We start from the raw sequence: 25,052 nt of genomic DNA on the forward strand, positions 1-25,052 counted from the left end.
CACCACTGTGCAGTGACGCCCGGCCTGTGCGGCACGAACGGGCCGCGCTCACTCATCTCGGCACAGCACCGAGCGCGCGAACATCGCCTTCGGCAGAGCACACAGGATGTCGGCCCGTCCGAAAATGCAGTCGGTTCCTAGCCCGCAGAACCCAGCTCCACGACGATTCCGCCGAACCTGGCCTCCCGCATGGTTGCTGGATGGCCGTTGATGAAACATGCTCCCGTGCGGGTGACTTCGGCGCATTCTTCTTGCTGGGAGCCGGGGGTGAGGGTGTCGGTGTAGTAGGCGATCATTCCGCCGCCGAAGCTGGTGTTGAAGCCGGTGATCTGGCGGCCGGTGCGGTCGGTGGTGCGGTTCTTGCAGGGCACGCAGACGGCTTGGGGGTAGCGGGGTTCGTAGACGGAGGGTTGGCCGCAGTGTGGGCAGGGTTGGGTGTAGCGGCGCCGGGGGTCGGGGGGTTGCAGCAGGGAATCGTTGTGGGCCAGAATTTTTCGGCCGGTGCCGCCCTGTTTGCTGTTGTGACGCAGGGCGAGTAGGACGTACTCGGCGTAGTCGGCTGTTTCGGCGTCGACCGTTGCCCGGCCGGGCGAGTCGTCGATGCGGGTGCGGCCCGCGTCGTAGGCCTCGAGGGCTAGTCGGTGCGCCGCGGTGAGTTCGCTGTCGGGGATGTCTCGGTTGGCGTGTGCGGCGTCGGCCAAGTGCTCGGCGATCACCGTATCGATGGTGTAGCCGGCGGCGGACAGGAGCCCGCCGCCGCGCCTCGTGGTGGTCACCAGGACGTAGCCGTCGGTTGGACCGAGGTCGGTCGGGACGGTGTCCAAGAACACGAAACCGCTGCCGTATTCGGCTGTTTCGAGCTCATGATGTGGGTAGTGGCGGAGGCTGCCGGGATCCGGAGCCAGATCTTGTGCGATGCGCAGCGCATCGTCGTAGGTCAGGGGAACGCTCGGGTCGGGCCACTGCATTACGCCAGACTATCGATCCTCAGCGGAACTTCCCGGGGTTGGCCGCGACCGCTCGCCGCAGCGTGGGGCGGTTGTCTCGATACGCCGCCACCACCGAGGCCAGCTCGTGCGGGCTCGCGCCGTGCATGATCACGGAGTGGCAACCGAGATCGAGTTCGCGCGAAATCTTGGCGACGCACTGCTTCGGCGTGCCGTAGGCGGCCGAGTTCAGCCACTCGTCCGGGATGAGGGCGTCGAACTGCTCGAGCACATCGACCGAGGCGGACGCGTCGATGGGCCCGGCCGCGGCGGCGTCGAGAAACAGCTGCGTACCGCGAATTCGCTCCCACACCCGCGGATCCCAGCCGTTGGCGGCGATCAGGACATCGGCGTAGGCCTGCAAGTAGGTGACCAGGCGACCGGTCCGCCGGCGCAGCTGATCCTCCGCCGACAGCGCGTCGCTCGCGGTCGCCAGGCAGGACCAGATTCGGACGCTGTCCGGGTCCTTGCCCGCGCGCTCGGCGCCGCGGCGCACTGCCGCAACGGAATTCGCGGTGGCCTCATCGGAGAAGAAGGTGTGCAGGATGACGAAGTCGCCGATCTCGCCCGCCAGTTCGAGGGTCTTCGGGCCGACCGCGACGAAGCCGATCGGCGGCGCGTCCTCGAGTCCGTTCTGGTGGTACAGCACCGGCCAGGAACCGGCCGGCCCGTCGTGACCGAGGATGGTCTCGCCGGCCCAGAGGCGGCGCAGGATGCCGACGAAGTCGCGGAGCTGCGCCTCGGTGACCGCGGGCAGGCCGATCGCCTTCCAGTTCGCGGCCATGCCGCGACCGAAGGCCATCGCGTAGCGGCCCTCGGTCATCGCCTGCATGGTCGAACCCATGGTGGCGGTCACCATCGGGTGCCGGGTGTGGTGATTCGTGGCGGCCGCCGCGATCCCGAGATCCGTTGTGCACCCGGCGACTCCGCCGGAAAGCACCGCGGAATCCTTGACCGTCATGCGCTCGCCGATCATGCACGAGCCCAGGCCGATCTCCTCGGCGGTGCGGGCTTCCGGGACCAGGACGCGGGCATCGGCGGGATGCCGGGTGACACAGTAGTAGGCCAGTTCGTTCAGTTGCTCGAGCACGAGAGTTGTTCTCCCCTGGTATTTTTCAGTCCGATGGACGGGTCTAGGCGCCGATCTCGGCGAGGAGTTCCTCGACGAGCGACTTGTGATGAAAAAGGATCTCGATGTCGTCGGGACGCGCCATCTCGCCGAAATGCACCTGCCGGCCACCGGAGCGCATGAACACGATGCAGTAGTTCAGGGCGCAGAACAGCGTGTACCAGGTGAGATCGCCGATCCGCACCCCCGAGTACTCGGTGTAGGCCGCCTTCACGTCGTCCTCGCGCAGGAAGTCAGGCATTCCCGGCAGGCCGTAGGTGTTGGCGATGGTCTGAAAGACGCGGTGCGCGAAGATGACCCAGGCCAGGTCGAGTTCGCGGGGACCGATCGTCGCCAGCTCCCAGTCGAGAACCGCGACGGGCGTGAAGTCCCGGTACATGCAGTTGCCGATCCGGGCGTCACCCCAGGACAGGACGGTCTCGCCGGTCGCGGTATCGGGAAGATTCGCGGTGAGCCACACCAGGATTCGCTCCACCAGCGGCGAACGTCCGCTGTCGCGGGCCGCGAACTCGTACCAGCTCCGCGCCCGGTTCAGGGTGCGCTCGAGTGGGCTCGACCCCGGCCGGCGGGGATCGAGAAAAGCGAAGGTGGACAGCGCATCCGGGATGGCGTGCAGCTGGGCGAGCGCCTCGATCGTGCTGTTCTGCAACCGGAGCTGCTGCTCGGGGCTCGCGTCGAACAGCCAGTTGTCGCCGAAGGTGTAGGGCATGACGTCGGGCGGCACCGCGCCCTCGACGCGATCCATCAGCAGGAACGGGGTGCCCAGCACCTCCCCGGTCGGCTCGAGGAAGCGCACCCGGGGCACCGGGACCGCGCTCGATTCGGCCACGATGCGCATGGCTTCGAACTGATCGCTCAGGTCGTAGGTTTCCAGGATCGGGAAATCGCCCGGCGCGGGCACCATCCGGCCGATCATCCCGGCCTGCTGCTCGACTCCGTCCTCGATCCATTTCATATCCAGGACAAGGGTTTCCGCCGACATCCCATTGCTGTCGATACCCGATAGCAGAGTGATGCCCGGGTCGGCCGCTTCCGGCAACCTGGCGCGGAGCCATTCCGTCAGCCGCGGCATCAGCGTGCTGGTGTCGCGGCTGCTGCGCTGTAGTCGCATGCCGGATTCGGCCCGGGGTTGAGACATCGGTCACTCCTGACAACGGTGCGAAAGCTGCGGGTAACCTTCGGCCGCCGCGCCGCAATTGTCAACAAGGGTTCTCAATGAATGGGAGCTACTCCAGGTAAGCCGTTGTCGCGCCGACCAATCCGCGCAGCGCGGCGGCGACATCCGCATCCGAGGTGAGACGGCGTTCGTTATTGATGCCGCGTATCGCGGGTGGAATCAGGCACCGGACCTGGTGCACTTTCGCCGGGTCGATCGGCAGATCCGCCAGCGAGTACTCGAACGCGCGGAGCCAGGCGTCCTCATACCGGGCCATAGCCGCCGCGGCCTGCGGGAACAGCGCCAGGCGTTCGGCCTGATCGGTGGGCAGGCCGGCGCGCAACGTCTCGACCGCCCGCCCTTCGGGTGTGCCCAGGATGGCCCAGATCGCGTCCACCATCTCCCGCAGCCGCTCCCCGACCGAGCCGCGGAACTGGGGCCACGCCTCGGGGCTGTTCGCACCGCTGCGATCCGCCAGCTCGATCAGGACCGCGGCCCACAGCCCGTCCAGATCGCCGAACTGATGCTTCAAGGTGCCCCAGCTGACCCCGGCCGCGCGCGCCACCCGATTCGCCGACAGCGGCTCACCGGATCCCTCCGCGAGACAGCCGATCGCGATCTCGAGCAGTCGTTGCCTGGTCTCGCGGCCGCGCCGGTTGAGGCGCGTTCCGGCGGCGGACTGCGTGGTCGGGCTCGCGGGCATCGGTACCTCCATTTCGGTGGAAGCCTTTCATACCGGTGATCCGATCCAGACCCCACAACACCAGTGCGGCCAGCGCGTAGCCTGCCCCGGCCCAGCAGGAGGCCGGCCAGCCGCCGGCGCTGTACGCCCAGCTGGTCGTGAGCGCGCCGAGCGCGGAACCGAGCGAATAGAACGCCATGTAGGCGCCGATGACGCTGCCGGAGTGTTGCGGATGCGCCGCGGTCAGCAGGTGCTGGCTGCTCACATGCACAGCCTGGACGGCGAAGTCGAGCACGATGATGCCGACGATGAGCAACCACAGCGTCGGCTCGGTCCGGGCGATGAGCAACCAGGAGGTACACAGCAGGACCAGCGCGGAACCGGTAATCGGCTGTGCACCACCGGAATCGGCCCACCGCCCCGCTCGGGCGGCGCCGAACGCCCCGGCCAGGCCCGCCACTCCGAACAGGCCGATCTGCGTCGCGCCGAAGTTCCAGGGTTCGGCGCCGAGCGGCAGGGCGAGACCGCTCCAGAGGGCGCCGAAGGACGCGAAGAGGAAGAAGGCGATCAGCCCGCGGTTCCGGAACAGGCGATCCGTGCGCACCAACCGCCGCATCGATGCCAGCGCCTGCGAGTACCGGGTCTCGGGAATCCTGTTGTCCAGGGCGAGAATTCGATGGGCGGCGAGAGCGAGCAACAAGCAGAGCACGGCGAGGACCGCATACACCGCGCGCCACCCGGCGGTGTCGCCCAGGACGCCCGCGAGAATGCGAACGCCGAGGATGCCGAGCACCACGCCGGAGGTGACCGCGCCGATATTGCGGCCACGTTCGTTCGGCGTGGACAGCGCCGCCACGTAGGCGACCGCCACCTGGACCACGACCGCGAACAACCCGGCGACCGCCAGCCCGATCACCGCGAGCGTGCCGTTGGGGGCGGCCGCCGCGAGCGCTGCCCCCGCCCCGGCGAGAACCAGATGCACGGTGATGAGCCGACGGCGATTCACCACGTCCGCCAGCGGAACCAGCAGGACAAGACCGGCGAAGTAGCCGATCTGGCCGGCGGCGACCAGCCAGCCCAGCGACCCGCTCGCCAACCCGAGGTCGGCCCCGGCGCCCACCAGCACGGGCTGGATCGCGTAGATCGTCGATACGGCCACCGCGCACACCAGCGCCAGCACCCACCGCTGCGATCTCGTAACTCCGTTCACCACAACGCCTCCCAAATCAGTAGCACAATGCAACCAATTCGACGGTAAGGCATAATGGTTTCAAATCGCAACCGATTGGAGGAGCTCGATGCGAGACCAGTGGACCGATCCCACCTGCCCCGTCGCCCGGACCGTCGACCTCGTCGGTGACCGCTGGAGCCTGCTGATCGTGCGCGACGCCATGGAAGGCCCGGCCGCCTTCACCGAATTCCAGCGCCGCCTCGGCATCGCCCGGAATATCCTCACCGATCGCCTGCGCAAGCTGGTCGACCACGGCATTCTCACCACGAGCACGGTCCCCGGCGGCAAGCGGCACGTCTACGAACTCACCGCGGCGGGCCAGGATCTGTTCACCCTCGTCGTGAGCTTGCGGCAATGGGGCGAACGCCACGCCTTCGCCGACGGCGAAGCGCACTCCACTCTCGTCGACCGCGATGGCGGCCGCCTCGCCACCTTGCGCCCGGCGAATCGCCAGGGCAAGAGCCTCACCGCGGCGACCACCCGGGTGCGCAGAGTCGGCGTACCGGAGGCCGGCGACGCGGAAATGTGATCGACTGTCGGAGCCGGCGTCCGCGATGCCCCTCCGATATCACACCGCAGCCCGATTCCACGTCATACCAAGGGATTACAAGCAACGAGAATCCCGCCGATAGCTTCGGAGGTAGCCGGCACCCGCTCCAGCTCTCAGGAAGATCTATGACGACACCTGCCTTGGCCCAAGAATCCTCGCCACGACCACCGCGCCGGGGCGCCGACGGTGATTACGCCCGCCTACTGCGCCGCATCTCCGACGCCGGGCTGATGAACCGGCGGCCCGGCTACTTCGTCCTCCGGCTCAGCCTCGTCGGGATCGCGTTCGTCGCCGGCTGGGCGGCCTTCGTGCTCGTCGGCGACTCGTGGTGGACGCTGCTGGTCGCGGCGTTCCTGGCGGTGGCTTTCGCTCAGGTCGCACTCGTCATGCACGATGTCGCGCATCGCCAGGTCTTCCGGTTGCGGCAGCCGACCGAGCTGGTCGGGCGAATCGTCGGCAACGCCGGCATCGGACTGGGCTACGGGTGGTGGCAGGACAAGCACACCCGCCATCACGCCAACCCGAATCACGAGGAACTCGATCCCGATGTCGCGCCCGACATCCTGGTCTGGTCGCAGCAGCAGGCGCGGGCCAGCCGCGGCCTGCCGCGGCTGATCGGACGGATGCAGGCGTATCTGTTCTTTCCACTGCTGTTGCTGGAGGGCCTGAACCTGCATGTGGCCGGAGTTCGGGCGCTCCGCAATCGATCGGTCAAACACCGCGGGCTGGAAGGCGCGCTGCTGTTCAGCCACTTCGCTCTCTATCTGACGGCACTGTTCGCGGTGCTGCCCGCCGACAAGGCCTTCGCGTTCCTGGCCGTTCATCAGGGGCTGTTCGGTCTGTACATGGGCTGCATTTTCGCCCCGAACCACAAGGGCATGCCGACGCTGACCGGTGACGACCGGCCCGACTATCTCCGGCGCCAGGTGCTGACGTCCCGCAATGTGCGGGGCGGCGCGTTGACCGACATCGCCCTCGGCGGGCTCAACTATCAGATCGAGCACCATCTGTTCCCCAGCATGCCGACGCCGAACCTGCGGCGCGCGCAGGTGATCGTCCGGGACTACTGCGCCGAGATCGGCGTCGACTATCACGAGACCGGGCTGATCGCCTCGTACCGCGAAGCCCTGCGGCACATGCACCACGTCGGGGTTCCGCTCCGCGACTGAGAGTGTCGGCAATCTTTTAGCAAACTTTCGTCGGATAATTCCGTGCGTGGAACTGAACCGGCGAGCGTTGATGGCTTGGGCGGCGGCGCTGCCGCTGCAAGGACTGGTGATCGGCCGCGCGGCGGGTGCGCCGGTGGTTCCGGCGACCACGCCCGCGGTCCGGTACACGATGGTGTCGTTCACCAACAACAGTCAGATCGATTTGTACGTCTACGAATCCGTGGACGCCACCACCTTTCAGCTGCTGAAGGCGTCGGCGTACCGACCGCCGGGTGCGGACCCGGCGACTCCGGCGACGGAACCGACCGACATAGGTCCGTTGTTGCGGGATCCGAGTGTGCTCCGGCACGAGAACGGGCGTTATTACCTCGTCTACACGACGGGATGGGAGGGGAGTTCGCTCGGATTCGCCTGTAGTGACGATCTGAGCCACTGGACTCATATGTACGACTATCAGGTGGAGCTGCCCGGCGTGCGGCACGCGTGGGCTCCGGAATGGTTCGTGGACCCGAGCGGTCAGGTCACGGTGCTGGTTTCGTTGCACACCGGCGCGGGGTTCACGCCGCATTTGATGACGGCCACCGACGGCGAAGTGAGTTCGTGGACGCCGCTCACCCCGGTCGAGGGACTCGGGCCGAATCCCGGTGCCGAGAACGGTTATATCGATACGACCGTGGTGCATCATCTCGGACGGTATTACGCGTTCGTCAAGAACGAGCTCACCAAGTTCGTGGAGCTGGCGGTCGCCGATCACCTCGCGGGCCCGTATACCGTTGAGCGGACCGGGGATTGGGCCGGATGGGGCGGTCCGCGGGAAGGGCAGTGCGTGATCCGCCTGCCCAATGGCGGCTGGCGGATCTACCTCGATGCCTACAACCTCGACGACCCGCGCCAGGGCGTATATCTGTACAGCGACAGCTTCGATGATTTCGCTGTATGGACAGTCCCCCAAGCACTTCCGGGGGTGTCGGGGACTATCCGGCACGGCACCGTTTTGGCGGAGTTCAGATAGAGCCTGCCACTCACGACCGCCGCGTGCGCAGTACTCCCGTCAGCATCGGGAGCGTGAATTCGCCGCTGGAGGTCTCCGGTCTGTTCGCGAGATAGGCGCGAATCCGGCCGAGCGCGGCCGCTCGTTCCCGCTCCGGCATGACCAGCACCCCTGCACGTGTCGCTAGTGTCGCGACGAGTGAATCCGCAGTACGGAGTTGGCTGTGCGCGAACTCCTCCTGCTCGGGCGAGCCGAATCGGGCTGCCCCACCCATCCCCGCGTCCGCGCGAGGTAGGTGCAGCTCTTTCGTCGCGTCGCGCCAATTGCTTTGCGTATCACGGGGTCCGATGGCGGCGCTATCGCTGACCCGCGCCAACTCGGCGACCCAGTCGACTCGGTCGTCCATGACGTTCCATAGGCCCGCGAGGATGCCGCCCGGCGCGAGAACCCTGGCTACCTCGGGGCCTGCGATGGACATGTCGAACCAGTGCAACGCGTTTCCGGCCAGGACGGCGTCGACGGAGGCATCCGGTAGCGGGATCTCCTCGGCGCTGCCGGGCAAGGCGCGAACTGCCGGGAGGGTGCTGCGCAGCTCGGCCAGCATCGCCGAATCCGGCTCTACCGCAACGGTATCGAATCCGAGCTCGACCAAAGTTCCAGTCAGCTTCCCGGTTCCGGCCCCGAGGTCCAACACGCGTGGGCCGGGTGCGGGTTCCAGCGCCCAGCGCACCGCCGCCGGTGCGTAGTCGGGGCGGTGTGCGGCGTAGGCCGCCGCGGCCGCGCCGAACGACGATGCATACCGTTGCCGCACATCCCTTTTCATACGATTCCCCCCGATCAAGCGCGCTGGCGCTCGGCACGCTGCTGAACCAGCTGCTCCACCGCGGTAGGCAGGGTGGTTTCGAAGTCGATGAGTTTCGCCCAGGTGGGGGTGATGACGATGCGGACCATGCCGTCGTAGAGGGAGCGGATCTCGGCTTCCCATTCGACGCGCTGCTCGGCGGTCATTTCGTAGCTGCCGTTCATCTGGAGGTACTCCTCCGGGATGTCGTCGACCACGTCCAGCTCCGCGCGACCGCGCAGAAGCAGGATCTTCGGTGGGTGGACCTCGGTGTCGATGGTCAGGGCGACGGCAGGGTTGTGCCGCAGGGAAGGCAGCTTCGGGGCGTTCTTGGTGGTGCAGAGGACGATCTGAGAACCGTTCCAGGTGAAGGCGATCGGGATATTGCGGGGTGTGCCGTCCTTGGCCACGTAGGCCAGCCGGAGCAGGTCGCGCGCCAGCAGTTCCTGGCTGATCGGAAGGTTCAGGACGGCGGTGATCTCGTTCGGTTCCATGACAGTCGCCTTTCGTCGTCGAGGCCGTTCGGCTGCTCGTACCCCTGGGACGGAGCCGCCCCGGAGTTCTCGACATCTACGGGCCGAGAATTTTCGGCCGGATAACTCGTTGGGCTCTCCTGTTCTCGCCCCATAGGCTATCGGGACCAAAGAACGGGGGCGGGCGATGAACGAAACGGCAGGCGACGCGCATCCGCAGATCGGTCTCGAACTGATGTGGTCGACGCTGCCGGTGACGCCGCGACATCGCGTGATCGACAGCGACATGGGCGTGAACAACATGACCGCGCTGCCGTTGCCCGATGGCCGAACGTTGCTGGCGCTCAGCGGCACCGACGGGATCGAGCTGTGGGATCCCGAGACCGCCGAACTGGTGGCGGCCACACCCGCGACGCACGCTCGCGAGAACTGGGAGCTGATCCCGGTTCGGCTGACGAACGGCCGGACCGTGCTGGTCGCCAGCGGCGTCGACGGCGTGCGATTTTGGGATCCGGGCACCTGCCTGCCGATCGATCCGCCGCTGCTGGCCTTCGCCGGTGACTCCGTACCGCTGGACGCGATCACGATGTCCCTGGCCGCGGTGACGCTGCCTGATGGCCGGGTCCGGCTCGCCACCGGCGGGCACGACGGTGTCGTCCAACTCTGGGACCTGGACACCGGGGATCGGGCCGGACCGCCGGTGCACGTGCACGCCGGCACGATTCACGGGCTCACCGCGGTATCGTCCGCCGCGGGATCGCTGTTCGTCTCCGCGGGCAACGACGACGGTGTCCGGCTGTGGGATCCGGAGACCGGAATCCAGGCCGGGCCGACGCTGGAACCTGGCAGCAGAACTCAGGCGCTGGGCGCGGTCACGCTGCCGGACGGCCGTGTCGCTCTCGGCATCGCGGGCCGCGATCTCCGGTTGTGGGACCCGCGCACCAGGACCGTAATCCGCCTGCTGGTGCCGGGCTACTGCTACGCGATGTGCGCCGTGCCACTGTCCGGCGGGCGGGCGGGGCTGGCCGTCGAAACGCAGTCCGGCCTGTGCCTGTGGGACCTGAGCACCTGCGAACAGGTGGGTCCGGTAGTCCGGCACGACGCTACCCGGATGGCCGCACTCCCCCTGGCCGATGGCCGGACCTTGCTGGCCGCGGGAGGTGACGGCAGCGGCATTGTGCGGCTCTGGGATCCCGCCGACTTCGAAACTCCGGTGCTCCCACCGCCCGACGCCACCTCCGTCCACGCGGTGGCCGCGGTGCCGACGCGCGATGGCCGCACCCTGCTCGCGGTAGCGACCGGAGATCTGTCGCTCAGCACGAAACGTGTTGTGCACCTGTGTGACCCGGCCACAGGTGCCCCTGTGGGACCGCCGCTGAGCGGCCTCGGGGACGACCTCCGCGTGCTGACGGCGGTGCCGTCTCCGGACGGCCGGACCCTGCTGGCGGTCGGCTGCCGGAGCGGCGACAACAGCATGGTGCAGATGTGGGATCTCGATACCGGTACCGAGGCGGGACCCCTGGCGACCCGCTTTTCCAGTGATCTCCGGTCGCTGACCAGCATGCCGGCCGGCGACGGACGGACGGCTCTGGTGACCGCCGGAATCCGCGGCGCGCAACGGTGGGATGCGCTGACCGGCAAGGCGATCGGCCCGATGCTGCCACTGATCCAGCCGGTGCAGTCGGTCGTCCCGCTGACGCTTCCCGACGGCCGGGCGGGATTGGCCGCCGGCGCGAACAATGGTGTGCACCTGTGGGATCCGGAGACCGGCGACCCTCTCGTGTCACCGCTGATCGAAACCACCGATCCGGTCTGGGCACTCGCCGCCCTGCCGCAAGCCGATGGCCCCACCCTGCTGATCACCGGCTCCAGCCGGGAACTGTCGATCTGGCAGCCTTCCGGCGACCTGCTGACGACGCTTCCCGTCGAGTGGAGCGTCAGCGATCTGTGCGTGGTGGGCGCGGACCAGCTGGCCGTGGCCTTCCAGTACGGCGTCGCACTGTTTCGCCTCACCACCTGAGGGCTTTGTCTACGCTGGCTCGCTCTGTGCTTGCAGACCACCGAAGACGCGGGTGATCACCAGTTCGATCTGGGTGACGGCGTGTTCGATCGGGCCCAGCGGCTGGAAGAGGTGGCTGAGGGTGAGGCGCACCAGGATCTCGATCAGCGTCTCCAGATCCGCGTTGGAGATGCCCGGCAGTTCGTAGCGCTCACGCAGCGCGGGCAGCAGCGCGGCGAGGGCGCGGCCCAGGACGGGTTCGGGTTCGGTGACCAGCGCCGGCAGCAAGGTGGTGTCGCTGCTGTGGCGGCCGGACAGCACCGCCTTGAGCAGGGTGTTCTCCGCGCCGGTGCGCAGGGTGTATTCGGCGGCGCTCGTCATTCCGGTGACCGGGTTGTCGGGATGACCGGCCACGGTGTCGATGATGCCGGCCAGGAAGGTGCCGAGCTCGCGTTCGATCAGGGCATCGGCCAGGGCCTGCTTGGTGCCGATCTCTTTGTAGAGCACCGGGCGACTGATCCCGACGTCCTTCGCGACCCGGGACATGTTCACCGCGCCCCAGCCCTCGGTGCACACCACCTGCCGCGCCGCGTCCAGCGCGCGTTCGCGCAGGAGCAGGCGCATCTCCGTTTGAAAATTCGGCGCTTCAGCCACGACGGCCATCCTACAGCAGCAGCCCATCTGACTCCGTCGTTGACAACTCTCAACAAGTTGTATGTACTGAATACACATTTGGTAAATGTGTAAACGGAGTGGGACATGACATCTCGAATCGGCGCCTCGGAAGACGCGGCCACCGCGCCCGGTCAGTGGCGCGATCGCAAGCGATACCTCTGGCTGCTCGGCCTGGTGGCCCCGACCGCACTGCTGGTCGCGGTGGCCCTGGTCTGGGGTTTCAACCAGCTCGGCTGGCAGGCGGTCGCCCCCGTCTGGTGGTGGATCGGCCCGATCCTGATCTACGTCCTGCTCCCCACCCTGGATCTGTTCTTCGGCCCCGACGGGCAGAACCCGCCGGAGGAGGTGATGGAGCAGCTGGAGAACGACAAGTACTACCGCTACTGCACCTACGCCTACATCCCGCTACAGCTGCTGAGCATGGCCTTCGCCTGCTACCTGTGGACCGCGTCGGACCTGTCCTGGCTCGGCATCGACGGCGGCCTGAGCACGCTGTCGAAGATCGGCCTGGCCTTCAGCGTCGGCGCGATGGGCGGCGTCGGCATCAACACCGCGCACGAACTCGGGCACAAGAAGGACTCGCTGGAACGCTGGCTGTCGAAGATCACGCTGGCCCAAACCGCCTACGGCCACTTCTACATCGAGCACAACCGCGGCCATCACGTGCGGGTCGCCACGCCCGAGGATCCGGCCAGCGCCCGCTTCGGTGAAACCTTCTGGAGCTTCCTGCCGCGCAGCGTGTGGGGCAGCCTGCGCTCGTCGTGGGAACTGGAGTCGGCCCGGCTGCGGCGGCTGGAGAAGAGCCCGTGGACCCTGCACAACGACGTCCTCAACGCCTGGCTGATGACGGTGGTGCTCTGGGGCGCGCTGGCAGCGGTATTCGGGCCGTCGGTCCTGCCGTATCTGGTCATCCAGGCCGTCTACGGTTTCACCCTGCTGGAGACGGTGAACTACCTCGAGCACTACGGGTTGCTGCGCCAGCGCACCGCCACCGGTCGCTACGAGCGCTGTACTCCGGTGCACAGCTGGAACTCCGACCACATCGTGACCAATATCTTCCTGTACCACTTGCAGCGGCACAGCGACCATCACGCCAATCCGACCCGCCGCTACCAGACCCTGCGCAGCATGGACGGCGCCCCGAACCTGCCCAGCGGTTATGCCAGCATGATCGGCCTGGCCTACTTCCCGCCACTGTGGCGGCGGGTCATGGACCACCGCGTTCTCGACCACTACGACGGCGACATCACCCGGGTGAACATTCAGCCCAGCAAGCGGCAGCGCCTGCTCGCGCAGTACGGAGCCCGGTGATGGCCGCCTACCGCTGCCCGGTCTGCGACTACGTCTACGACGAGACCGCCGGCGCGCCGCGCGAGGGATTCCCGGCCGGCACCCCGTGGTCGGCGGTGCCCGAGGACTGGTGCTGCCCCGACTGCGGCGTCCGGGAGAAAGTCGACTTCGAACCCGCCACCTCCGAAGGGAAAACCCGATGAGTATCGACTACAAGCTGTTCCGTTGCCTGCAATGCGGTTTCGAATACGACGAGGCGCTGGGCTGGCCCGAGGACGGCATCGCGCCCGGCACCCGCTGGGACGACATTCCCGAGGACTGGTCCTGCCCGGACTGCGGCGCGGCGAAGACCGATTTCGAGATGGTCGAGGTCAGCCGCACATGACCGGACAGATCGTGATCGCCGGTGCGGGCGTCGCGGGTGCGACCGCGGCCCGGACCCTGCGCACCGCGGGCTACACCGGCCGCATCGTGCTCGTCGGCGCGGAAGATTGTGCGCCCTACCGGCGGCCGATGGTGTCGAAGGACCTGCTGGCCGGGACCCGCACCGCCGACCGCAGCTTCCTGGAACCCGAAAAGCATTGGGCCGAAAACGATATCGATCTGCGCCTGGCGACCACCGTCACCGATATCGATACCGAACGTGGCCGCGTCTGGCTCAGCGATGGCGCGGTACTCGGCTACGACAGCCTGCTGCTGGCCACCGGCGCTCGGGCCCGGCGGCTGGAACAGCATCCGCCGGTACGGGTTCGCACATTGCGCGGCGTCGCCGACATCGCCGCGCTGCGGGAGGCGATCGAGACCGGGCCGCTGCTGATCGTCGGGGCCGGGCTGGTCGGCCTCGAGGTCGCGGCCACCGCGCGCGGTCTCGGCGCCGAGGCGCGGGTCTTGAACGCGGCCGCGGGACCACTGGATCGCGTTGTTCCGCAGGCCATCTCGGCCTGGGTCCAGGATCTGCACGCCGAACACGGAGTGCGCATCGACAACGAGGTCCGGCTCGCAGCGGTCGAGCAGATCGACGCCCACGGCGTGCTCGCGACCGCCACCGACGGCCGCACCTGGACCGCCTCCTCCGCCCTCGTCGCGATCGGCGCGGAACCCGACACCGCCCTCGCCCGCACCGCCGGAATCGCCGTCGACGACGGCATTCTCGTCGACGAGCAGTACCGCACCTCCGCGCCGGGAGTCTTCGCCGCGGGCGACGCGGCCCGCCGCTTCACCGCCCACCGCGGCCGCCACGAACGCGGCGAACACTGGAACAGCGCCCTGACCCAGGGCGCGGAAGCCGCCAAATCAATACTGGGACAACCGGTTACCGACATAGAGATCCCCTGGGGCTGGTCCACCCAGTACGGCGTGAACCTGCAGTTCGCGGGATGGCCGCAACCCCACGAAGAACTGATCATCCGCGGCTCCCTCGAGTCCCGGAACTTCACCGCCCTGGCCCTTTCCGACAGCACCCTCGTCGGCGCGATCGCCGTCGGCCGCCCCAAGGACCTCCGCGCGGCCCGCGAACTGATCGCGACCCGGACGGCACTCCCCAGCACCGAATGGGCCGACGAATCACTCGACCTCGCCGAGCTGGTCCAGCCGCACAGCCATGCCCGACGCTGATCCGCACCGGGGGCTCAGCACAGCGGAATACGGTGCGCTGCAATGACTCCAACACCGATCGACCGCAGCACCGATCGACGCCGAACCTAGCATTGCTTGCCTCCGGCTGCGATGATCAGCACTGGACGGGACATCGAGCCGCCTCGGTTCACGTTTCGTCCTCAGCACAGGGACACATGTGGGGGGTGGCGCGATGCGCCGAATGGTTGTTTCGACGATCGCGGCTGCGCTCTTGGCCGCATCGGCGGTTTCGAACGCGCATGCGGCGCCTGACGACCCGGACCAGGTCGCGCTGCGGCAGGCGCTGCATGAACTGGTCGCGGCAGGCGCTGCGGGGGTGCAGGTTCGGGTGCACGACAACGAGGGAAACCGGGTTCTCACCGCCGGAACCGCGCGCCTCGGGACCTTCGATCCGGTCCCGGCGGACGCGAGGTTCCGGATCGGGAGCATCACGAAAACCTTTGTCGCCACCGTGGTTCTCCAGTTGGTCGCCGAGGCTCGACTCAGGCTCGACGATCCCGTGGATCAGTACCTGCCGCAATTCGGTCTGGACCGCCGGATCACCGTGCGAACGATCCTGGACCACACCAGCGGACTACGCAATGCCGGTGGCCAACCGGGACCCCGCGGTGAATCCGCACCGAGCATGTTCGGGACCGATCCGATGCAGACCTATCAGCCCGAGGATATGGTGCGCTTCGCCGCGGGCCAGCCCTTGTGGTTCGAGCCCGGCACCGATTGGTACTACTCCAACACCAACTACATTCTGGCCGGGTTGCTGATCGAAACAGTTACCGGCACTCCGTATTCGCGGCAACTGCAGCAGCGGATCATCGAGCCGCTGGGATTGTCGAGCACGTCCCTTCCAGGTATTTCACCGGAGATCCCCGGGCCGCACACCACGGGATACCGGACGGCGAAGTTTCTCGGCATCCCGTTACCCATCGATGTCACCGCACTGAACCCGTCCTTCGCGGGCGCAGCCGGCGAGATCATCTCCACCACAGCCGATCTCGATGCCTTCAGCACCGCCCTGTGGTCCGGCGAACTGCTCCCGCCCGCGCTGCTGGCGCAGATGCGCACCGTCCGCCCGATCGCGGCGCGTTTCGGAGTCGAGCGCGGCTATGGCCTCGGGCTCATGGAACTGACCGCGGGCGGCTGCGCCGGAATCGGCAATAGCGGCGACATCCCGGGCTTCCATTCCGAGATGTACAGCACCGCCGACGGCAGCAGGCGAGTGGCGGTCTCGGTCAACCAGGGCATGGTCGACAATGACGACCCGGTGGCATTCAGCAGGTACATGTCCGCGGCCTACCGCGTCGCCCTCGTCGGGTTGTGCGGCGGCGCCCCCTGATCGGGTCGCTCACCCGCACAGGGCGTGGGTGAGGATCGCGCCGATGTCCACGGCGGTGGGTGTGCCGGTGTAGGAGACGGTGACGGCGCGGCCCGCCGTGGTGGCGCCGGTGATGGCGGTGAAGCCGAGTACGCCGCCGACATTTCCGACATATTCTGTGCCGCAAGGGAGTTGGGTATAGCCGAGGCCCAGGCCGTAGGACATGCCGTCGCCGTTGCCCATGTCGGACCCGGCCAGCATCTGGCCGAGTTCGGTGGGTGGGACCACCGCACCGGCGAGCAGGGCGGTGTAGAAACGGTTCAGGTCGGCGCCGGTGCTGATCATGGCTCCCGAGGCCCAGGGCAGGGACGGTTCCATCGGGGTGACGTCGGTGACGGCGCCGTCGAGGGTGGCGTAGCCGGTCGGATGCGGTTGGCGCAGGCCGGTTTCGGCGGTGGCCGGAAGGTAGGTGTTCGACATGTTCAATGGGGTGAGGATGCGGTCGCGCAGTTCGTCGGCGTACCGGTGGCCGGTGACGGCTTCGATCAGCATGCCGGCGACGATGTAGTTGATGTTGTTGTAGTGGAAGCGGGCGCCGGGGGTGAACTGGGCGGGCAGCTCCAGAGCGATCGCGATCTCCTGCGCGGGGGTGAAGGTGCGGCCGTCGCGGGCGGCGGCGTACTCGTTCAGTTCCGGTGTTGGCGCGGGCTCGGGCAGACCGCTGCGGTGGCCCAGGATCTGGCGGACGGTGATGGCGCGGCCGTCGACGCCGTCACCACGGAGCAGGCCGGGCAGATAGGTGTCGATCGGCTGGTCGAGGTCGACGCGGTGTTCGGCGGCCAGTTGCAGCAGGATCGCGGCGGTGAAGGTCTTGGTGACGCTGCCGACTCGGACGTACTGCGGTCGATCGACGGGAATCGTTGTGCCCGTGGCGATGTCGGCGTGACCCGCGGTGGCGACGGCGGTCACGCCGTTGCCGGTGAGCGTGGCGATAGCTCCGACAGCGCCCGCGCGGACCATCGTGTCGAGGTCACCGCGCAGGCTTTCCATGGGCGCTGCCAGGGCTTGGGTGGGGGCGCTGGCGCCCGTGCTAGCGGCGGGCTCGACCGCGCTGGTCGAACAAGCGGACAGCAGCACCGCGGCGGCGCAGATCGGAATGGTGAAGGCTCGCAAACGCATGAGCCGACGGTAGGTAGAGCAGGTCCGCGACCGCATTGGACCGCAGTACTACAGGCACCCCCGACTGGAGTACCGGACTCGGTCGGCCCAGTCCGGTACTCCTGGTCTCAGCGGGTGGCGATGATCGCCGAACCGTGCCCGAAAAGGCCCTGGTTCACGGCGATTCCGGCGCGCGCGTCCGCGACCTGACGGCCGTCGGCCTGACCGCGCAACTGCCAGGTGAGCTCGCAGATCTGGGCGATCGCCTGCGCGGGGATGGCCTCGCCGAAGCTGGCCAGCCCGCCGCTGGGATTGACCGGCACCCGGCCACCCAACGTCGTTGCGCCGCTGCGCAGTAGCTGTTCCGCCCCACCGGTTTCGCAGAGCCCGATGTCTTCGTACCAGTCCAGCTCCAGCGCCGTGGACAGGTCGTAGACCTCGGCGAAGGACAGGTCCGCGGGCCCGAGCCCGGCCTCCTCGTACGCGGCGTGCGCAATGGCGGAACGGAACGCGCGCGGCGGCTCGGCGAAGGCCACGGCCGAGTCGGTCGCGAAATCCGGCAGATCGAGGACCGTTTTCGGGAACGTCGGAGTGACCGTCGACAGCGCGCGAATGCGGACCGGGTCGGCGACGCCGTGGCGGCGGGCGAAGTCCATCGAAGTCAGCACGAGCGCGGCGCCGCCGTCGCTGGTCGCGCAGATGTCGAGCAGCCGCAACGGGTCCGAGACGATCGCCGAGGCGGCGACCTCCTCGGCCGACACCTCCTTGCGGTAGCGGGCGTACGGGTTGTTCAGGCCGTGCTTGGCGTTCTTCACCTTGACCGCGGCGAAATCGTCGAGCGTGGCGCCGTGCATCGCCATGCGGCGGCGGGCGTAGAGCGCGAAATAGATGGGGTTGGTGGCGCCGAGCAGGTGGAAGCGCAGCCAGTCCGGATCGTCCCGGCGTTCGCCGCCGACCGGCTGGAAGAAGCCCTTCGGGGCGGCGTCCGCGCCGATCACCAGCGCCACGTCGCACAGCCCGGCCAGGATCTGGGCGCGCGCGTTGGCGATGGCCTGCGCACCGGAGGCGCAGGCGGCGTAGCTGCTGGAGATGCGCGCGCCGGACCAGCCCAGCGCCTGGGCGAAGGTCGCGCCCGCGACGAAACCGGGGTATCCGTTGCGGATGGTGTCCGCGCCCGCGATGTAGCCGACGTCGCGATGGTCCACCCCGGCGTCGGCCAGGGCGGCGCGGGCGGCGACCAGCCCGTATTCGACGAAGTTGCGCCCCCACTTGCCCCACTGGTGCATGCCCGCACCGAGGACCGCGATGTCGCGATTCGTATCAGTCATTGACCGGCCTCCACATCCACACCGTGTGCTCCGCTTCCTCGTCGGCGTACAGCGTGCCGAGGGCCAGTTCGACCGGCATGCCGACGGCCAGGTCGTCCACCGTGAACCCGGGCACGATCTGCCCGAGGATCACCATCTGCTCGACCTCGAGTTCCACGGCCGCGACCACATACGGCACGAACGGATCGGGCGAGACATAGGGCGCGGGCGGTTTGTAGCGGGCGTCCGCATAGGACCAGATCCGGCCGCGGGTCGAGAACAGGTACTCGGAGAGCTCCGAGCCGTCCTTCGGCGCCGCGCAATACGGGTTGCGACAGGCGAGGGTGTTTCGCGGGAAATACGGTGTGCCGCAGGCATTACAGCGACTTCCCTGAAGACGTATCGCGCCGTCTTCCGTGGTGAACCAGTCCGCCACGGCGGGGCGTTGTTCTTTCTGCACAGGGCCGACGGTATAGGAACACGTTCTACTTTGGGGGCGAAATCGGCTCCGGCGCGGCCCGCGCGGCGGTACGGTGCTGGCGATGGGCACGAATGCTGTTGAACCACGGGCGATCCGTAACGTCGTTCTCTTCGGGGATCGCGACGGGGCGACCAGCCTGGTCCAGCGGCTGCGCCGATTCGCCGGCCCGGCGGCCGCGATCCCCTGGGCGGCAGACCGGGTCCAGCACACGATCCGGTTCACCGACGTGTCGAGTCACCCGCCCGAGCGAGCGATCCGAGTCGCCGACGGGGCGATCGCCGTCCTCGACGCCACCGCGGGCAGCACGTCCCGCCCCGAGGCCATGCTGCGCGCCGCCGACGACTACCAGGTCGCCCGCCTGTGCCTGATCACCGGCCTGGATCGCCCCGGCGCCGACTTCGACCGCTGCGTGCGCCGCATCGCCGACATTCGCGGAGCGGCGCCGCTGCCGCTGCACATTCCGGCCGGAACGGGCACAGCATTCGACGGCGTCATCGACCTGGTCCAGATGTGCGCGGCGCCCGAAATCGACAGCAGCCGTTGGCAAATCGCCGAACCCTGGCATCGCGCACTCCGCACGACGGTGCGCGAGCCGGGCCTCGAGTTCGCACCCGAACACCTGCACCACCGCATCCGCCACCTCACCCGCATCGGCGAGATAGTGCCCATCCTGTGCGGTGCGACTCCCGTGAGCGACGATCTCGCGCCGCTCTTGGACGCCATCGTCCGGTACCTGCCCTCCCCCATGGACGTCTGCCAGCCCGAGCACGTGCTGGACTATTGACCGCGAGCGGCTAGTCGAGGAGCTGATTCGCCCCGGGCAGTCTCTGCGCGGTGGCGATCCGCTGCTGGGCGCGGCGGCGCGGGTGGCAGCGCTCCGAGCACGCGGCGTGGATTTCGGCGGCGCGGATCGCGTCGATGACGTCGAGTTCGCCCGGGTCGGAAAGGCAGTCGTACAGGTTCTGATAGAGCCGTGGCACCTGCGCGTACTGGAAGCTCATCGGCGTAACCCCTTCGATACTCGACGCCTCGCGGCCTGTATCTGGAATTAGCGGGATAGTTACCGCCCGCTGTAACGCGACAGCCATGAACATTCATTACCCAGATAATCGCGGTCGAACCCTGGTGATGCGGAGCCGTAGCCCAGGCGCGGCGCGACGGCGACCGCTAGAGTTGCCGGGCAAGATTGTGTGTGGTTCGGAGGATGTCCCGGTGGAGCAAGTTTTTCAGGTCGATCTGCGTGGAGTCGTCGACCTTCTGAGCCACCATTTGTACGGAAGTCCCCGGGTCTACCTGCGCGAGCTGCTCCAGAACGCGGTAGACGCGATCACCGCGCGCCGCGCTATCGACGCGGCGGCGCCGGCCGAGGTGCGCATCGAGACCCCCGACCGCACCGACGACGGCAGCATCCGCGTGCACGACAGCGGCATCGGCCTGACCGAGGCGGAGGTGCACACCTTCCTCGCGACCATCGGCCGCAGCGGCAAGCGCGACGATCTCGGTTTCGCCCGGCACGAGTTCCTCGGACAGTTCGGCATCGGCCTACTGTCGTGCTTCCTCGTCGCCGACGAAGCCCAGGTGATCACGCGGTCGGCGAAGGGCGGCCCGACGGTGCGGTGGATCGGCTACGCGGACGGCCGGTATCGGGTCGAGCGCGCCGCCGAGGAGCGCGCCGAACCGGGCACGACGGTGATCCTGGTCCCGCGCCGGGATATGCAGCAGTGGGTCACCCCCACCACCGTCGTCGAGCTCGCGACGCTGTTCGGCAGCCTGCTGCCGTTCCCGGTCACCGTCAACGGGCAGACCGTCACCGAACCTGGCTTGCCCTGGCGCACAGCACATCCCACGCCAGCCGACCGGCAGGCCGCGTTGGCCCGGTATGCCGGGGAAACCTTCGGCTTCACCCCGTTCGCCAGTTTCGACATCTCCTGCGCCGAATCCGGCCTCACCGGCGTCGCTTTCGTCCTCCCGCAGGCGGCGAGTCCGGCCGCGAAGAGCGGTTCCCGGGTCTACTTGAAGCGAATGCTGCTCGCCGAGAACGTCACCGGGCTGCTACCCGAGTGGGCGTTCTTCGTCCGCTGCGTGGTCGACACCACCGAGCTGCGCCCGACCGCCAGCCGGGAAGCCCTGTACGAAGACGACCTGCTGGAAGCCACCCGCGACGCGATCGGCACGCAGATCCGGGACTGGCTGGTCGAGCTGTCCGCCTCGAATCCCGCCGGGCTGGCCGATTTCCTGCGCATCCACGACATGGGCGTGAAAGCCCTCGCACTGCACGACGACGACATGCTGCGCCTGGTCGATCAGTGGCTGCCGGTGGAGACCAACGCGGGCCGAATTCCGTTGGCCGAGTTCCGCCGCCGGTTCGGCGCGGTCCGCTACACCCCGTCGGTCGAGGAGTTCCGCCAGCTCGCCGCGGTGTCCAGCGCACAGGGCCTCGGCCTGGTGAACGGCGGCTACTCCTATCTCACCGAGATCCTGGAGCGGCTGCCCGCGATCGATCCCGAAATCCTGGTCACCCGTTTGGATCCCGCCGAACTCGCCACGCATTTCGACCTGGTGGATCCGGCGACGGAACTGGCGTTGCGGCCGTTCCTGTCGACCGCTCAGCGCTGCCTGGACCGGCTGGATTGCGAAGTGGCACTGCGCACCTTCGACCCGCCCTCGCTCGCCGCGCTGTATCTGCTCGACCGCGATACCCAGCATCGCGCCGAACTACGCGCCACCCGGGCGATCGCCGACGATCTCTGGGCGGACGTGCTCGGCGCGTTCGACACCGAGCCGGACGCGGACCGTCCGCAGCTGGTGCTCAATCACCGGAATCCCTTGGTGCGCCGCATTTGCGGCGTCACCGATCCGCGGCTGGTGACGACCGCGGTCGAAGCTCTCTACAGCCAGGCACTGCTGCTCGGTCAGCATCCGCTGCGGCCGGTCGATATCGCCTTGCTCAACCGATCATTCGTCGGCCTGCTGGACTGGGCCGTGCACGACACCGAGGGGGAATCCTGATGGCGCACAACGCGGAAGACCTGAATCAGCTGCTGCATCAGGCCTATCGGCTGCCCTACGGCGACGCCAAAGACGCTCTGCTGGAAGAGGTGCTGCGGCACGCGGAAGCCGGCGGGCACACCGAGCTGGCCTTCGAGACGCGGATGGGCATGGTCACCGCATACACCGGCGGGCTGCAGCCGGCCAAGATGTTCGTGCCGTTCGCCCGCTGCCTGGCCGACTACGACCGCGACCCGGGCGCGCACCCGCACTGGGCGGCCGGATCGCTGCGCTGGTTCTTCAAGCACGCCATCAACGGGATGACGAGTTTCCCCGAGGTGCCCAAGGATCGGGCGCTGGCCGCGCTGGACCAGATGGAGAGCCGCTACCGGGTGGAGGGGCAGAGCCTGCACGCGGTGTACGCCTACCGGCATCGGCTGGCGCGGCATCTCGGCGACACCGCGGCCGCCGATCAGTGGTACGAGCGCTGGTGCACCACGCCCCGGGACGACAACTCCGACTGCGCCGGTTGCGATCCGAGCGACAAGGTCGCCTATCTGGCCGAGCGCGGACGCGACCACGAAGCCGTCGAGCTGGCGGCGCCGGTCCTGCAGGGCGAACTGACCTGCCGGGAACAGCCGCAGCACATTCTGACCGAGCTGCTGCTGCCGTATCTGCGCACCGGACAGCTGGAGCACGCGCGCAACGCGCATCGCCGGGCGTATCGGATTCTGCGCAGCAAGCCGCAGGATCTCTCCGACATGAGCGTGCACCTGCAGTTCTGCGCGCTGTCGGGGAATCAGGCGCGCGGGCTCGAACTGCTCGAACGGCATCTGCCATGGCTGGATCGCGCGCCGAATCCGTTGTCCGCCCTGCGCTTCGCCGCCTCGGCGGCGTTGTTGCTGCGGACCGTCGGCGAAGCCGGTCATGACGACACCCTGGTTCGCCGGCCGGCGTCGGGTGAGCGGCCCGCCACCGAGCTCACCGCGGCGGCGCTGCGGAAAGAGCTGACCGAGTTCGCGTTGGCGATCGCCGCGCGGTTCGACGAGCGCAACGGCACCGATCACCAAACCGCTTCCGTGCGTGCGCTGCTGGCGTGGGAACCGATCGTCGATCAGCTCCCGCTGTCGGCCGTGGCCGAGCACAAGATCGACGTACCTCCGCCCTCGACTGCGCTCGAATTCCCCGAGTCGTCGGCTCCCGAGGACATCGTCGAGCGCGCCGAACTGGCGCACAAGCGGCGCGAATTCGGCACGACGGCAGCGCTGCTGCGCCCGCTGGACACCGCGCCCTCGGATCCGGCGCTGGCTGGGCGGATCGCCGCGCTGCGCGCCCGGGCGGTGCAGGAGGACGACCCGGCGCAGTCCGAGCCGCTCTGGCAGCAAGCGATCGACTTGTTCACCGCCGCAGGCGAGGAGGATCGCCGCCAGGTATGCCTGGGGCAGCTCGGCATGCTGCGCTGCCGGTTCGGTGACGCTGCCGCGGGATTGGCGCTGCTGCGCGCGTCCTACGCCCATCTCAGCGGGCACTCCGAGGTGGACACCCGCGTCGGTGCCGCGCTTCGGCTCACCAATGGCCTGCGCGCCGCCGGCCGCCGGAACGACGCCGACGCCGCGGCGGCGGAGATAGCGCTGCTGCTGGACGAAGCCGACGCACTGGCCGCCGCAGCCGGTGATCCGCATCTGGCGGGCGATGTCGCCTTGCACCGCAGCCTCTTCCACGACACCCTCGGACAGTTCGAGGAGTCGATCAGCACCGCGCAGACCGCGCTGTCGGCGTTCCGGACCGCGGGGGTACCGGCGAAGGTGGCCTGGACCGCCTGTCAGCTGGCCGCGCTGCAATTCGACGAGCACCAGGTCGAGGCCGCGCTGACCTCGGTGGCCGAAGTCTTCCCCGCGCTCACCGCCGACAGCCCCGTCGAACTCCGGGTGCGCGCGCACGGGTTGCGCGGCGACCTGCTCAACCACCAGCACCGCGCCGCGGAGGCCATCAGCGACTTCCTCACCGCGCTCACCCTCGCGAAACCACTACGCCTGCCGCATATCCCGGGCCTGCAATGGGGTCTGGCCATCTCCTACTGGCAGACCGAGCAGCTCCTCGACGCCGCCGACCTCGCCGAAGCGGCGATCACCGGACTCGACCAGCAGGGTCGCGGCGGCGACGCCCGCCGCTGCCGCCACCTGCTCGCCGACACCTTGCGCGCACTCCGCGAAGAAGACCAGGCCTTGTCCGTCTACGACGAGATCATCGAATTCGACCACGCCACCGGCGATCACGACGCCGAAGGCTATGCCCTCGTCTGCACCGCCGACCTGCTGGACCTGCTGGACCGTGACGCCCTCGCCGCCGAGCGCTACCGGCAGGCGGCCGAGGCGGCCCAACTCGCCGACGACCCCCTCCGAGTCGCCTACTGCCGCTACAGCGCCGCCCTGTCGCTGCACTGGAGCGGCGCGACCGAGGAGGCCCTCGACGCTCTCCCCGCAGCCGACCAGGCCATCCACGACCTCGCCGCCACCGACCCCGACCCCGACCTCCTCGTCTGGCATTCCGCCCGCCGCGACCACAACGCCGCCCGCATCCTGCGCGCCGCCCAACGCCTCGAAGACGCCCTGCGCCACGCCGAATCCGCCGCCACCGGCTTCCGCTCCCTCGGCTCCACCGACCAAGCCGCCCGCGCCGGCCTCGAACAGGGCCAGCTCCTGATCGACCTGCACCGCCACGCCGAAGCCACAAAGGTCCTGACCGAGATCCTCGCCGAACTCCCCGACGACCACCGAGCCCGCGAGGTGCTGACCGAGACCCTCGCGGAGGCCGAGTCGGGAGCTGAGTAGACGCTCGCCGTCTCGGGGCCGTGGCCAATCGCTGCGATTGTGACCGGCGGTCGATACGCTGCAAACGTTGTAGCCAACGATTGTTGCGGGGTGGTCGAATGCGGGGCAGTGACGATGGCTTCGAATTCCCTGGGGCTGTTGATGTTTCGAGAAACGACGGAGTGCGTG

The 25,052-nt window shown here is 68.3% G+C and carries 24 protein-coding genes; 12 read left to right on the forward strand and 12 right to left on the reverse strand.

Going from position 1 to position 25,052, the window contains the following annotated elements; all coding sequences use genetic code 11:
• Positions 1-137: 137 nt before the first annotated feature.
• From AB0M14_RS28925 to AB0M14_RS28945, 5 genes are all read right to left on the reverse strand, one after another.
• Positions 138-968, reverse strand: a complete 831-nt coding sequence (locus AB0M14_RS28925) for a hypothetical protein (protein ID WP_365000247.1) — start codon at positions 966-968, stop codon at positions 138-140.
• Positions 969-987: 19 nt separating this feature from the next.
• Positions 988-2,076 (reverse strand): TIGR03857 family LLM class F420-dependent oxidoreductase, encoded by a 1,089-nt coding sequence (locus tag AB0M14_RS28930; protein ID WP_365000249.1) that lies wholly within the window; start codon positions 2,074-2,076, stop codon positions 988-990.
• Between the two features lie 43 nt (positions 2,077-2,119).
• Complete coding sequence (locus AB0M14_RS28935; RefSeq protein ID WP_365000251.1) at positions 2,120-3,253, reverse strand: phosphotransferase family protein; 1,134 nt, start codon at positions 3,251-3,253, stop codon at positions 2,120-2,122.
• 88 nt (positions 3,254-3,341) lie between these two features.
• Positions 3,342-3,974 carry a TetR/AcrR family transcriptional regulator gene (locus AB0M14_RS28940; protein ID WP_365000253.1) on the reverse strand — a complete coding sequence of 211 codons (633 nt, stop codon included), beginning with the start codon at positions 3,972-3,974 and terminating at the stop codon, positions 3,342-3,344.
• Complete coding sequence (locus AB0M14_RS28945; protein WP_365000255.1) at positions 3,856-5,163, reverse strand: MFS transporter; 1,308 nt, start codon at positions 5,161-5,163, stop codon at positions 3,856-3,858. Before AB0M14_RS28945 ends, AB0M14_RS28940 begins: the two co-directional genes overlap by 119 nt.
• An 88-nt stretch (positions 5,164-5,251) precedes the next feature.
• On the opposite strand from AB0M14_RS28945, the gene AB0M14_RS28950 reads away from it, so the two are divergent.
• The 3 genes from AB0M14_RS28950 to AB0M14_RS28960 all read left to right on the forward strand — a co-directional run bounded on the left by AB0M14_RS28950 (position 5,252) and on the right by AB0M14_RS28960 (position 7,915).
• Positions 5,252-5,713, forward strand: a complete 462-nt coding sequence (locus AB0M14_RS28950) for a helix-turn-helix domain-containing protein (protein WP_365000257.1) — start codon at positions 5,252-5,254, stop codon at positions 5,711-5,713.
• 146 nt (positions 5,714-5,859) lie between these two features.
• Complete coding sequence (locus AB0M14_RS28955; RefSeq protein WP_365000259.1) at positions 5,860-6,903, forward strand: acyl-CoA desaturase; 1,044 nt, start codon at positions 5,860-5,862, stop codon at positions 6,901-6,903.
• A 46-nt stretch (positions 6,904-6,949) separates the two neighbouring features.
• A complete protein-coding gene (locus AB0M14_RS28960) occupies positions 6,950-7,915 on the forward strand; it encodes a family 43 glycosylhydrolase (protein ID WP_365000261.1) in 966 nt (321 codons plus the stop codon).
• Positions 7,916-7,925: 10 nt separating this feature from the next.
• Here AB0M14_RS28960 and AB0M14_RS28965 read toward each other — a convergent pair whose 3' ends face one another.
• Positions 7,926-8,705: a methyltransferase domain-containing protein gene (locus AB0M14_RS28965; protein ID WP_365000263.1), complete on the reverse strand. Its 780-nt coding sequence runs from the start codon at positions 8,703-8,705 to the stop codon at positions 7,926-7,928.
• 26 nt (positions 8,706-8,731) lie between these two features.
• Entirely contained in the window at positions 8,732-9,229 is a 498-nt protein-coding gene (locus AB0M14_RS28970; RefSeq protein WP_365000265.1) for a pyridoxamine 5'-phosphate oxidase family protein, read from the reverse strand.
• A 166-nt stretch (positions 9,230-9,395) separates the two neighbouring features.
• Here AB0M14_RS28970 and AB0M14_RS28975 point away from each other — a divergent pair, with 166 nt between their 5' ends.
• On the forward strand, positions 9,396-11,228 hold the full coding sequence (locus tag AB0M14_RS28975) for a WD40 repeat domain-containing protein (RefSeq protein WP_365000267.1): 1,833 nt from the start codon (positions 9,396-9,398) through the stop codon (positions 11,226-11,228).
• A gap of 9 nt (positions 11,229-11,237) precedes the next feature.
• On the opposite strand, the gene AB0M14_RS28980 is transcribed toward AB0M14_RS28975, so the two are convergent.
• Positions 11,238-11,861 (reverse strand): TetR family transcriptional regulator, encoded by a 624-nt coding sequence (locus AB0M14_RS28980; protein ID WP_365000269.1) that lies wholly within the window; start codon positions 11,859-11,861, stop codon positions 11,238-11,240.
• A 105-nt stretch (positions 11,862-11,966) separates the two neighbouring features.
• Between AB0M14_RS28980 and AB0M14_RS28985 the strand changes: the two genes are divergently transcribed.
• The 5 genes from AB0M14_RS28985 (at position 11,967) to AB0M14_RS29005 (ending at position 16,140) form a co-directional block, all read left to right on the forward strand.
• Complete coding sequence (locus AB0M14_RS28985; protein ID WP_365000271.1) at positions 11,967-13,193, forward strand: alkane 1-monooxygenase; 1,227 nt, start codon at positions 11,967-11,969, stop codon at positions 13,191-13,193.
• A complete protein-coding gene (locus AB0M14_RS28990; RefSeq protein ID WP_365000272.1) occupies positions 13,193-13,375 on the forward strand; it encodes a rubredoxin in 183 nt (60 codons plus the stop codon). The genes AB0M14_RS28985 and AB0M14_RS28990 overlap by 1 nt, the downstream gene beginning before the upstream one ends.
• Positions 13,372-13,557 (forward strand): rubredoxin, encoded by a 186-nt coding sequence (locus AB0M14_RS28995; RefSeq protein ID WP_365000274.1) that lies wholly within the window; start codon positions 13,372-13,374, stop codon positions 13,555-13,557. The genes AB0M14_RS28990 and AB0M14_RS28995 overlap by 4 nt, the downstream gene beginning before the upstream one ends.
• A complete protein-coding gene (locus tag AB0M14_RS29000) occupies positions 13,554-14,786 on the forward strand; it encodes an FAD-dependent oxidoreductase (RefSeq protein WP_365000276.1) in 1,233 nt (410 codons plus the stop codon). Before AB0M14_RS28995 ends, AB0M14_RS29000 begins: the two co-directional genes overlap by 4 nt.
• 202 nt (positions 14,787-14,988) lie before the next feature.
• Entirely contained in the window at positions 14,989-16,140 is a 1,152-nt protein-coding gene (locus tag AB0M14_RS29005; RefSeq protein ID WP_365000278.1) for a serine hydrolase domain-containing protein, read from the forward strand.
• A 9-nt stretch (positions 16,141-16,149) separates the two neighbouring features.
• Here AB0M14_RS29005 and AB0M14_RS29010 read toward each other — a convergent pair whose 3' ends face one another.
• The 3 genes from AB0M14_RS29010 to AB0M14_RS29020 all read right to left on the reverse strand — a co-directional run bounded on the left by AB0M14_RS29010 (position 16,150) and on the right by AB0M14_RS29020 (position 19,020).
• The gene (locus AB0M14_RS29010) at positions 16,150-17,298 is read right to left on the reverse strand and encodes a serine hydrolase domain-containing protein (RefSeq protein ID WP_365000280.1); all 1,149 of its coding nucleotides are present in this window, start codon (positions 17,296-17,298) and stop codon (positions 16,150-16,152) included.
• A 107-nt stretch (positions 17,299-17,405) separates the two neighbouring features.
• Positions 17,406-18,605, reverse strand: coding sequence for a lipid-transfer protein (locus AB0M14_RS29015; protein WP_365000282.1), 1,200 nt, complete (start codon positions 18,603-18,605; stop codon positions 17,406-17,408).
• Positions 18,598-19,020, reverse strand: a complete 423-nt coding sequence (locus tag AB0M14_RS29020; RefSeq protein ID WP_365000512.1) for an OB-fold domain-containing protein — start codon at positions 19,018-19,020, stop codon at positions 18,598-18,600. Before AB0M14_RS29020 ends, AB0M14_RS29015 begins: the two co-directional genes overlap by 8 nt.
• 106 nt (positions 19,021-19,126) lie before the next feature.
• Here AB0M14_RS29020 and AB0M14_RS29025 point away from each other — a divergent pair, with 106 nt between their 5' ends.
• Complete coding sequence (locus AB0M14_RS29025; RefSeq protein WP_365000284.1) at positions 19,127-19,849, forward strand: GTP-binding protein; 723 nt, start codon at positions 19,127-19,129, stop codon at positions 19,847-19,849.
• A gap of 10 nt (positions 19,850-19,859) precedes the next feature.
• Here the strand turns inward: AB0M14_RS29025 and AB0M14_RS29030 are convergent, their stop codons facing one another.
• Positions 19,860-20,066, reverse strand: a complete 207-nt coding sequence (locus tag AB0M14_RS29030) for a hypothetical protein (RefSeq protein ID WP_365000286.1) — start codon at positions 20,064-20,066, stop codon at positions 19,860-19,862.
• 211 nt (positions 20,067-20,277) lie between these two features.
• Between AB0M14_RS29030 and AB0M14_RS29035 the strand changes: the two genes are divergently transcribed.
• Complete coding sequence (locus tag AB0M14_RS29035) at positions 20,278-22,074, forward strand: HSP90 family protein (RefSeq protein WP_365000288.1); 1,797 nt, start codon at positions 20,278-20,280, stop codon at positions 22,072-22,074.
• A complete protein-coding gene (locus AB0M14_RS29040; protein WP_365000290.1) occupies positions 22,074-24,884 on the forward strand; it encodes a hypothetical protein in 2,811 nt (936 codons plus the stop codon). The genes AB0M14_RS29035 and AB0M14_RS29040 overlap by 1 nt, the downstream gene beginning before the upstream one ends.
• Positions 24,885-25,052: the final 168 nt, after the last annotated feature.

Origin of the sequence: Nocardia sp. NPDC051832 (assembly GCF_040681285.1) — a bacterium.
Classification (GTDB): Bacteria; Actinomycetota; Actinomycetes; order Mycobacteriales; family Mycobacteriaceae; genus Nocardia.

Excerpts from the sequence above, each read along its gene's own strand:
- AB0M14_RS29000 (WP_365000276.1), top strand. The coding sequence starts at position 13,554 with ATGACCGGACAGATCGTGATCGCCGGTGCGGGCGTCGCGGGTGCGACC.
- AB0M14_RS28950 (WP_365000257.1), top strand. The coding sequence starts at position 5,252 with ATGCGAGACCAGTGGACCGATCCCACCTGCCCCGTCGCCCGGACCGTC.
- AB0M14_RS29015 (WP_365000282.1), bottom strand. The coding sequence starts at position 18,605 with ATGACTGATACGAATCGCGACATCGCGGTCCTCGGTGCGGGCATGCAC.
- AB0M14_RS28985 (WP_365000271.1), top strand. The coding sequence starts at position 11,967 with ATGACATCTCGAATCGGCGCCTCGGAAGACGCGGCCACCGCGCCCGGT.
- AB0M14_RS28935 (WP_365000251.1), bottom strand. The coding sequence starts at position 3,253 with ATGTCTCAACCCCGGGCCGAATCCGGCATGCGACTACAGCGCAGCAGC.
- AB0M14_RS28990 (WP_365000272.1), top strand. The coding sequence starts at position 13,193 with ATGGCCGCCTACCGCTGCCCGGTCTGCGACTACGTCTACGACGAGACC.
- AB0M14_RS29025 (WP_365000284.1), top strand. The coding sequence starts at position 19,127 with ATGGGCACGAATGCTGTTGAACCACGGGCGATCCGTAACGTCGTTCTC.
- AB0M14_RS29040 (WP_365000290.1), top strand. The coding sequence starts at position 22,074 with ATGGCGCACAACGCGGAAGACCTGAATCAGCTGCTGCATCAGGCCTAT.
- AB0M14_RS28955 (WP_365000259.1), top strand. The coding sequence starts at position 5,860 with ATGACGACACCTGCCTTGGCCCAAGAATCCTCGCCACGACCACCGCGC.
- AB0M14_RS29010 (WP_365000280.1), bottom strand. The coding sequence starts at position 17,298 with ATGCGTTTGCGAGCCTTCACCATTCCGATCTGCGCCGCCGCGGTGCTG.
- AB0M14_RS28940 (WP_365000253.1), bottom strand. The coding sequence starts at position 3,974 with ATGCCCGCGAGCCCGACCACGCAGTCCGCCGCCGGAACGCGCCTCAAC.
- AB0M14_RS28975 (WP_365000267.1), top strand. The coding sequence starts at position 9,396 with ATGAACGAAACGGCAGGCGACGCGCATCCGCAGATCGGTCTCGAACTG.
- AB0M14_RS28995 (WP_365000274.1), top strand. The coding sequence starts at position 13,372 with ATGAGTATCGACTACAAGCTGTTCCGTTGCCTGCAATGCGGTTTCGAA.
- AB0M14_RS29005 (WP_365000278.1), top strand. The coding sequence starts at position 14,989 with ATGGTTGTTTCGACGATCGCGGCTGCGCTCTTGGCCGCATCGGCGGTT.
- AB0M14_RS29030 (WP_365000286.1), bottom strand. The coding sequence starts at position 20,066 with ATGAGCTTCCAGTACGCGCAGGTGCCACGGCTCTATCAGAACCTGTAC.
- AB0M14_RS28970 (WP_365000265.1), bottom strand. The coding sequence starts at position 9,229 with ATGGAACCGAACGAGATCACCGCCGTCCTGAACCTTCCGATCAGCCAG.
- AB0M14_RS28925 (WP_365000247.1), bottom strand. The coding sequence starts at position 968 with ATGCAGTGGCCCGACCCGAGCGTTCCCCTGACCTACGACGATGCGCTG.